The 8,990-nt window shown below is 44.8% G+C and carries 6 protein-coding genes; all 6 read left to right on the top strand.

The genetic code is table 11. The features are described 5' to 3' along the window. Positions 1-54 precede the first annotated feature (54 nt). The 6 genes from DXA54_RS06090 to DXA54_RS06115 all read left to right on the top strand — a co-directional run bounded on the left by DXA54_RS06090 (position 55) and on the right by DXA54_RS06115 (position 8,504). The gene (locus DXA54_RS06090) at positions 55-3,213 is read left to right on the top strand and encodes an efflux RND transporter permease subunit (protein ID WP_004310863.1); all 3,159 of its coding nucleotides are present in this window, start codon (positions 55-57) and stop codon (positions 3,211-3,213) included. A 12-nt stretch (positions 3,214-3,225) separates the two neighbouring features. Next, positions 3,226-3,519: a PG0541 family transporter-associated protein gene (locus DXA54_RS06095; RefSeq protein ID WP_004307513.1), complete on the top strand. Its 294-nt coding sequence runs from the start codon at positions 3,226-3,228 to the stop codon at positions 3,517-3,519. 115 nt (positions 3,520-3,634) lie between these two features. Next, on the top strand, positions 3,635-5,035 hold the full coding sequence (locus tag DXA54_RS06100) for an SGNH/GDSL hydrolase family protein (protein ID WP_120079101.1): 1,401 nt from the start codon (positions 3,635-3,637) through the stop codon (positions 5,033-5,035). Beyond that, the gene (locus DXA54_RS06105; protein WP_008646306.1) at positions 5,022-5,939 is read left to right on the top strand and encodes an SGNH/GDSL hydrolase family protein; all 918 of its coding nucleotides are present in this window, start codon (positions 5,022-5,024) and stop codon (positions 5,937-5,939) included. The genes DXA54_RS06100 and DXA54_RS06105 overlap by 14 nt, the downstream gene beginning before the upstream one ends. Next, a complete protein-coding gene (locus tag DXA54_RS06110) occupies positions 5,926-7,413 on the top strand; it encodes an MBOAT family O-acyltransferase (RefSeq protein ID WP_008646303.1) in 1,488 nt (495 codons plus the stop codon). Before DXA54_RS06105 ends, DXA54_RS06110 begins: the two co-directional genes overlap by 14 nt. Positions 7,414-7,499: 86 nt before the next feature. Next, positions 7,500-8,504: an aldo/keto reductase gene (locus DXA54_RS06115; RefSeq protein ID WP_004307509.1), complete on the top strand. Its 1,005-nt coding sequence runs from the start codon at positions 7,500-7,502 to the stop codon at positions 8,502-8,504. Positions 8,505-8,990 lie beyond the last annotated feature (486 nt).

Raw genomic sequence — 8,990 nt, forward strand, 5'->3', positions numbered from 1 at the left:
TCCGGCTTCCTCTTCTTGGGAGAGGAGTGGGGAGAGGCTTTTAAATAAAACAACATGAGTTTATACGAAGGTGCGGTTAAGAAACCGATTATGACCTCCCTCTGCTTTCTGGCAGTGGTGATTTTTGGTCTTTTCTCTTTGTCCAAGTTACCTATCGACTTGTATCCGGACATTGACACGAATACAATCATGGTAATGACCGCTTATCCCGGAGCAAGTGCTTCGGATATAGAAAATAATGTGACTCGCCCGCTCGAAAATACGTTGAATGCGGTGAGCAACCTGAAACATATCACCTCCCGTTCTTCCGAGAATATGTCATTAATTACATTGGAGTTCGAGTTTGGTAACGATATTGACGTTCTCACCAATGATGTGCGCGATAAACTCGACATGGTAAGCTCACAGCTTCCCGATGATGTCGAGAATCCGATCATCTTCAAATTTAGTACGGACATGATTCCGATCGTGTTGCTTTCCGTACAGGCCAATGAGAGTCAGTCAGCGCTTTATAAGATATTGGACGACCGTGTGGTAAATCCGCTGGCACGTATTCCGGGAGTCGGAACCGTCTCCATCAGTGGTGCACCGCAACGTGAGATTCAGGTATATTGCGACCCCAACAAACTGGAAGCCTATCACCTGACTATTGAAACAATCAGCTCCATTATCGGAGCCGAGAATAAGAACATTCCTGGTGGTAACTTCGATATTGGTAGCGAAACCTATGCACTGCGTGTAGAAGGTGAGTTTGATGATTCCCGTCAGTTGGCAGATGTAGTGGTGGGTACACACAATGGGGCGAATGTCTTTTTGCGTGATGTAGCCCGTATTGTCGATACCGTGGAAGAACGTGCACAGGAAACCTATAATAATGGTGTGCAAGGTGCTATGATTGTAGTTCAGAAACAGTCGGGAGCCAATTCGGTAGAAATCTCCAAGAAAGTGGCCGACGCGCTGCCGAGGCTTCAAAAGAACCTGCCGAGCGACGTGAAGATTGGTGTCATTGTCGATACTTCGGACAACATTTTGAACACCATCGACAGTTTGACGGAAACCGTTGTTTATGCCTTGCTCTTTGTTGTCATCGTCGTGTTCCTCTTCCTGGGACGTTGGCGTGCGACGCTGATTATCTGTATCACTATTCCGCTTTCGTTGATTGCTTCGTTCATTTACTTGGCGATTAGTGGAAATACGATTAATATTATTTCGCTTTCGTCACTTTCTATTGCTATCGGTATGGTGGTGGATGATGCGATTGTGGTACTTGAAAACGTAACGACCCATATCGAGCGTGGCTCCGATCCGAAACAGGCAGCCGTGCACGGAACAAATGAGGTGGCAATCTCTGTAATTGCTTCTACGTTGACCATGATTGCCGTGTTCTTCCCGTTGACGATGGTAAGCGGTATGTCCGGTGTGCTTTTCAAACAGTTGGGTTGGATGATGTGTGCCATCATGTTTATTTCTACGGTCGCCGCACTATCTTTGACTCCGATGCTCTGTTCTCAGTTACTTCGCTTGCAGAAGAAACCATCGAAAATGTTCAAGCTCTTCTTTACTCCGATTGAGAAAGCGCTCGACGGACTTGATACCTGGTATGCGAAGATGTTGAACTGGGCTGTACGTCATCGTCCGATTGTGATTGTGGGATGTATTGCTTTCTTCGTTGTCAGTTTGCTGTGTGCAAAGGGCATCGGTACGGAGTTCTTCCCGGCACAGGATAATGCCCGTATTGCCGTACAGTTGGAACTTCCAATCGGTACACGAAAAGAGATAGCGCAGGAATTATCTCAGAAGTTAACCAACCAATGGCTGACGAAGTATAAAGACATAATGAAAGTCTGTAACTATACAGTCGGTCAGGCTGATTCTGACAACACTTGGGCATCCATGCAGGACAATGGCTCACATATAATCTCGTTCAACATCAGTTTGGTAGACCCGGGTGATCGTGACATCACTTTGGAAGCAGTCTGTGATGAGATGCGTGAAGATTTGAAAGCCTATCCGGAATTCAGTAAAGCACAGGTAATCCTTGGAGGTAGTAACACGGGTATGTCCGCGCAGGCAAGTGCCGACTTTGAGGTTTACGGATACGATATGACAGTAACCGATAGCGTAGCAGCCCGTCTGAAACGTGAATTATTGAAAGTAAAAGGCGTGACCGAGGTAAATATCAGCCGTAGTGACTACCAACCGGAATATCAGGTAGACTTCGACCGTGAAAAACTGGCGATGCATGGCTTGAATCTTTCAACTGCTGGTAACTATCTGCGTAACCGTGTCAATGGTGCGGTAGCATCTAAATATCGTGAGGACGGAGATGAATATGATATCAAAGTGCGTTACGCACCTGAATACCGTACAAGCCTGGAGAGTCTCGAAAATATCCTCATTTACAATGCACAGGGACAATCCGTTCGTGTGAAAGACGTCGGAAAGGTAGTCGAACGTTTTGCACCTCCTACCATCGAACGTAAAGACCGCGAACGTATCGTGACCGTTTCCGCTGTAATCTCCGGAGCTCCGCTGGGCGACGTAGTGGCTGCCGGAAATAAGGTGATAGATAAAATGGATCTTCCGGGAGAAGTCACCATCCAGATTTCCGGTTCGTACGAAGATCAGCAGGATTCATTCCGCGATTTGGGAACACTTGCCATCCTGATTGTTGTTCTGGTATTTATCGTGATGGCAGCGCAGTTCGAGTCACTGACTTATCCGTTTATCATCATGTTCTCCCTGCCGTTTGCGTTTAGTGGTGTCTTGATGGCACTATTCTTTACGAACAGCACATTGAGTGTCATGAGTTTATTGGGAGGTATCATGTTGATTGGTATTGTGGTGAAGAACGGTATTGTGCTTATTGACTACATTACCCTTTGTCGAGAACGTGGATTGGCTGTTTTGAACTCTGTGGTAACAGCAGGTAAGAGCCGTCTTCGTCCGGTACTGATGACCACCGCTACTACCGTTCTCGGTATGATTCCGATGGCTATCGGTGGCGGTCAAGGTTCGGAAATGTGGAGTCCGATGGCAATTGCCGTAATCGGTGGTTTGACGATATCTACTGTTTTGACATTGATTTTGATTCCTACTCTATATTGTGTATTCGCGGGAACTGGTATCAAGAACCGTCGTCGTAAACTCCGCCGTCAACGTGAATTGGACGTTTATTTCCAGGCGAATAAAGATAACATTATTAAGAAATAACAGAAAAGAAATATGAAATCAGTATTGATAACATTCGACCAGGCTTATTACGAACGAATCATGGCGTTGCTCGACCGTTTGGGTTGTCGTGGCTTTACATACCTTGAAAAAGTACAGGGACGTGGTTCGAAAACAGGCGATCCGCATTTCGGAAGCCATGCCTGGCCAAGTATGTGCTCGGCTATCCTGACAGTGGTAGAAGATAACAAAGTCGATTCATTGCTCGACACCTTGCATAAAATGGATTTGCAGACGGAACAATTAGGTTTGCGTGCATTTGTGTGGAACATTGAACGGACCATTTAAATGTGATCCGGTAGATAGATAAAAAGGAAAGGAGAATCTAATAAATAATGTAGATTCTCCTTTCTTTTTGTGGCTTTTGTCTATCTTTGCGGTCGTTTGGGATTTTAGAAACATTATGGAGATAATAAAGAATTATTTGAAATATTCGTTGTGGTTCGTACTGATTGTATTTGCAGCCTTACTCGGGCTTCATTGGCTTCCGGTACTGACCATTGACGGGCACACGATGAGGCGTGTAGACCTTTTGAGCGACCTTCGTTATCCGGAATCGGAGATTGCCACAGCTGATTCGGACAGTATCCCTTTGCCTCCAGTTGTAAAGCCGGTCTTTGTAGATACTTGTCGTGCAGGTATGACTTGCATTGAAGATTACAGTGATTCCACCCTCCGGGGGATGGCTCCTTTTTATGAAGCACTCAATCGTATCTCTTCCAGTGATTCAGATGACTCTGATGACAAACAGGTACGCATTGCCGTATTCGGAGACTCCTTTATCGAAGCGGATATATTTACGGCCGACTTGCGCGAAATGCTTCAGAAACAATTCGGCGGTTGTGGTGTAGGTTTTGTTACCATCACTTCCATGACAAGCGGTTACCGTCCTACGGTACGGCATACATTTGGCGGATGGTCCAGCCATGCAGTAACAGACAGTATCTATTTCGATAAGAAGAAACAAGGCATTTCCGGACACTATTTTGTCCCCCGGAACGGAGCTTATGTAGAACTACGCGGACAAAATAAATACGCCTCCCTGCTCGATACTTGTCAACGTGCTTCTATCTTCTTCTATAATAAAGATTCCGTTCTTCTTTCTGCCCGTGTGAACAAAGGAGAAAGCAAGAATTACTCTTTAGGCCCTTCTGATGGATTACAACAAGTTCAGGTGGACGGACGCATCGGTTCTATCCGTTGGACAGTAGATCGTGCGGACTCTGCCCTGTTCTATGGCTTGGCAATGGATGGAAAGAAAGGAATCATTCTCGATAACTTCTCGTTGCGTGGCAGTTCCGGTCTTTCCCTGCGCGGTATTCCGGTACAAACGTTGAAGCAGTTTAACCGCCAGCGTCCTTACGACCTGATTATCCTCGAATATGGATTGAATGTAGCTACCGAACGGGGACGCAATTATGATAATTACCAGAAAGGATTGATTACAGCTATCGAGCATCTGAAAGAATGTTTCCCACAAGCCGGAATTCTGTTATTGAGCGTTGGCGACCGTGATTATAAGAACGAAAACGGCGAACTCCGTACCATGCCCGGTGTTAAGAATCTGATTCGTTATCAGCAGAACATTGCTGCTGAAAGCGGTATTGCATTCTGGAATATATTTGAAGCAATGGGCGGAGAAGGCAGTATGGCAAAACTCGTCCATGCCAAACCCTCTATGGCAAACTACGATTATACGCATATAAACTTCCGTGGCGGTAAGCATTTGGCTGGATTGCTTTATGAAACCATGATCTATGGTAAGGAACAATACGACAGGAGGCGTGCTTATGAGAAAGAGTAACCTGCTGTCCATCTTTATTCTCATTCTCGCCGGTATGTTGAGTGTCCCTTGTTTTCTTACAGAAACAATCGCGCAAGACCGTATGCCTGTATGCTCTCCATTGGGAAAGACTGCAAAGCGGATAAAGCCTTTACGGGAAATGAACTGGGCGAATGATACGATCAACGTACAAGTAGCCTTCCCTGCTGCTTTTCGCGAAACCGGACGGAATGAGATTATTGACAGCATTGCTCTGCTGGCTCCCGTCTTTGAACATCTCCGCCAGGTACGTGCCGGACTCTCCGAAGATACAGTCCGCATCGTTCATATTGGCGATAGCCACGTGCGTGGACATATCTATCCCCAAACCACCGGTGCCCGTTTGGCAGAAACCTTTGGTGCCATTTCTTATATTGATAAAGGCGTCAACGGAGCTACTTGCCTAACATTTACCCATCCGGATCGTATTACCGAAATCGCTGCCTTGAAACCCGAATTGCTGATTCTCTCTTTCGGAACCAATGAAAGCCATAACCGGCGTTATAATATAAATGTGCACTACAATCAGATGGATGAACTTGTGAAACTGCTGCGCGACAGTCTTCCTAACATCCCCATTCTTCTGACTACCCCTCCCGGTTCCTATGAAAGTTTCCGGCAACGGAGGCGTAGACGCACGTATGCCATCAATCCCCGTACGGCAACAGCAGCGGAAACTATCCGCCGTTATGCCAAAGACCATCGCCTGCTCGTGTGGGATATGTATGATGTAGTCGGAGGGAAGCGTCGTGCCTGCACCAACTGGACGGAGGCAAACCTGATGCGTCCCGATCATGTACATTATTTACCTGAAGGATACATCCTGCAAGGAAATTTATTATACCAAGCACTTATACAAGCATATAATGACTATGTTTCCCATTGATATAGATTTCAGTAGACTAAAAGAGGTACTTACCTACGATCCGCAAGCCCCGATGATATTCAGCAGCGGTATCTTCCTTTGGCTGTTCGCTGCTTTCATGGTAGTGTATGTGTTGTTACAACGTAAATACACTGCCCGCATCTTGTTTGTCACCCTCTTTTCCTATTATTTCTACTACAAGAGTAGCGGCACATACTTCTTTCTGCTTGCTATAGTCACCGTTGCCGACTTCTTTCTTGCACAGCTAATGGATCGTGCAGAAGGGTATTGGAAACGTAAAGGATTAGTAGTTTTGAGTCTGAGTATCAATCTGGGACTTCTTGTCTATTTCAAATATACCAATTTCCTGGGTGGAGTGATAGCGTCATTGATGGGAGGAGAGTTTACCGCCCTTGATATATTCCTGCCGGTCGGTATCTCTTTCTTTACTTTCCAGTCGCTAAGCTACACCATCGACGTTTACCGGAGGGACATAAAGCCATTGACGAATCTTTTGGACTATGCTTTCTACGTATCTTTCTTCCCCCAGTTGGTGGCAGGACCTATCGTGCGTGCCCGCGATTTTATCCCGCAAATCCGGAAACCTCTCTTTGTTTCGCAGGAGATGTTCGGCCGCGGAATCTTCCTGATCGTATCCGGTCTTTTCAAGAAAGCCATTATCTCCGACTATATCAGCATCAACTTTGTAGAACGTATTTTTGATAATCCTACTCTCTATTCGGGTGTTGAGAATCTGATGGGAGTGTATGGTTATGCTTTACAGATTTACTGCGACTTTTCCGGATATAGTGACATGGCTATCGGTATCGCTTTATTGTTGGGCTTTCATTTTAATCTCAACTTTAATTCTCCTTATAAGTCTGCCTCCATTACCGAATTCTGGCGTCGTTGGCACATCTCTTTGTCCAGTTGGCTGCGGGATTATCTGTATATTTCTTTAGGAGGAAACCGAAAAGGTAAGTTCCGGCAATATCTGAATCTTATCATTACCATGTTTCTGGGTGGATTGTGGCATGGCGCATCTTGGAACTTCGTTCTTTGGGGAACCTTCCACGGAGTTGCTTTAGCATTGCATAAAATGTGGATGACCATCACCGGGCGTAAGAAAGGAGAACAAAGTCATGGTTGGCGGCGTGTATTCGGAGTGGTTATTACTTTCCATTTTGTCTGCTTCTGCTGGATTTTCTTCCGTAATGCCGATTTTCAGAACTCAATGGATATGCTGGGACAGATATTCACTACTTTCCGTCCGCAACTGTTCCCACAGTTACTTGAAGGATATTGGAAAGTATTCGCATTAATGTTGTTCGGCTTCCTGCTTCATTTTGCTCCCGATAGCTGGGAAAATGCAGCTTGCCGGGGAGTGATCCGTCTACCGTTCGTAGGAAAAGCAGTGTTGATGATAGCTTTGATTTACCTTGTTATTCAGATGAAGAGTTCGGAGATTCAGCCGTTTATCTATTTCCAGTTCTGATCCGCCTTCTTTTTAATATCCGGTTGAAGCCGTAATTGGAATATTTTTCCTTTCTTTGTGAAAGGAAAATATAAACATTCTGCTTTATGGAAAACTCTTTCAGTTATCAGCCGGCAGCCGATCGTTACGAACAGATGCCTTATACATATTGTGGCAAGAGTGGCTTGCAGTTACCTCTAATCTCTTTGGGATTGTGGCATAATTTCGGTAGTGTGGACAATTTCAATGTAGCAACCGACATGATTAAGTATGCTTTCGATCACGGTGTTACTCATTTTGACTTGGCAAATAATTACGGTCCTGCTCCCGGAAGTGCCGAAGTAAATTTCGGACGAATCTTGAAAGAGAACTTTCAAGGCTACCGGGATGAAATGATTATCTCTTCCAAGGCCGGTCATGACATGTGGGCAGGTCCTTATGGCGGAAATAGCTCTCGAAAAAATCTGATGGCGAGCATTGACCAAAGTCTCTGCCGGACAGGTTTGGAGTATTTTGATATCTTTTATAGTCATCGTTATGACGGAGTCACTCCAGTTGAAGAAACCATTCAGACATTGATTGATATTGTGAAGCAAGGTAAAGCATTGTATATCGGAATTTCTAAATATCCTCCCGAACAAGCCCGTGTTGCCTATGAGATGATGGCAAAAGCCGGTGTTCCCTGTCTTATCAGCCAATATCGATATAGTATGTTCGATCGTGCGGTTGAGGCTGAATCACTTCCTTTAGCAGCGGAGTACGGTTCCGGCTTCATAGCTTTCTCTCCTTTGGCACAAGGATTATTGACCGATAAATATCTGAACGGCATTCCGGAAGGTTCCCGTGCTGCCCGTTCTTCGGGTTTTCTTCAACAATCTCAAGTGACGCATGAAAAGGTAGAAGCTGCCCGTCAATTAAATGAAATAGCCCGCCGCCGTGGGCAAACGCTGGCTGAAATGGCTTTGGCATGGGTGCTGAAAGACGAAAGAATGACATCAGTGATTGTAGGTGCAAGTTCTGTGAATCAGTTAGCCGACAATTTGAAAGCGCTGGAACATTTGGAGTTCACGGCAGACGAGTTGAAAGAAATAGAGCAAATTTTACCCGGATAAATTCAGCCTGATTCATAAGGAGGTGTCGTATTTACAATTTGAATTCAGCAGTCTCCGCTGAATTCAGCTTCTGCAAATGTTTTTTCATATTCATTTCTCATGTTCTCATAAATGATATGATAATAGTTTGTAAATCAATGATATAATACTATGAGAAATGAACTGTGAAATGGCATTTCTCATAGTATTTCCATCATTTACCCCTAAAAAAGATGCATTTCTCATAGGTTTCAAATCATTTCTCATCTTATTCTCATACTCCTTCTTATTTGTTTTGCTCATTTCTCATACATGATGGCTGCAGCTTTTCCCGGACTCTCGCCGGACTTACGATTATTCCTTTCCCTATGTCGTTTATTAATCAACTTCCTATTGTTTACTGCTTTCCTGTGTATCATTCACCTTATATCTTACTGTTTTCCCTTACTCACTGCTATTTCTTCCTGCTACAGGGCAGACGCATTAAAAATTATTTTCCTGTAAAAG

This window comes from Bacteroides sp. OF03-11BH (assembly GCF_003604005.1).
GTDB classification, from domain to species: domain Bacteria; phylum Bacteroidota; class Bacteroidia; order Bacteroidales; family Bacteroidaceae; genus Bacteroides; species Bacteroides ovatus.

What these genes read in the sequence shown, in the direction of transcription:
- DXA54_RS06090 (WP_004310863.1), top strand. Translation starts at nt 55, where the DNA reads ATGAGTTTATACGAAGGTGCGGTTAAGAAACCGATTATGACCTCCCTC.
- DXA54_RS06095 (WP_004307513.1), top strand. Translation starts at nt 3,226, where the DNA reads ATGAAATCAGTATTGATAACATTCGACCAGGCTTATTACGAACGAATC.
- DXA54_RS06100 (WP_120079101.1), top strand. Translation starts at nt 3,635, where the DNA reads ATGGAGATAATAAAGAATTATTTGAAATATTCGTTGTGGTTCGTACTG.
- DXA54_RS06105 (WP_008646306.1), top strand. Translation starts at nt 5,022, where the DNA reads ATGAGAAAGAGTAACCTGCTGTCCATCTTTATTCTCATTCTCGCCGGT.
- DXA54_RS06110 (WP_008646303.1), top strand. Translation starts at nt 5,926, where the DNA reads ATGTTTCCCATTGATATAGATTTCAGTAGACTAAAAGAGGTACTTACC.
- DXA54_RS06115 (WP_004307509.1), top strand. Translation starts at nt 7,500, where the DNA reads ATGGAAAACTCTTTCAGTTATCAGCCGGCAGCCGATCGTTACGAACAG.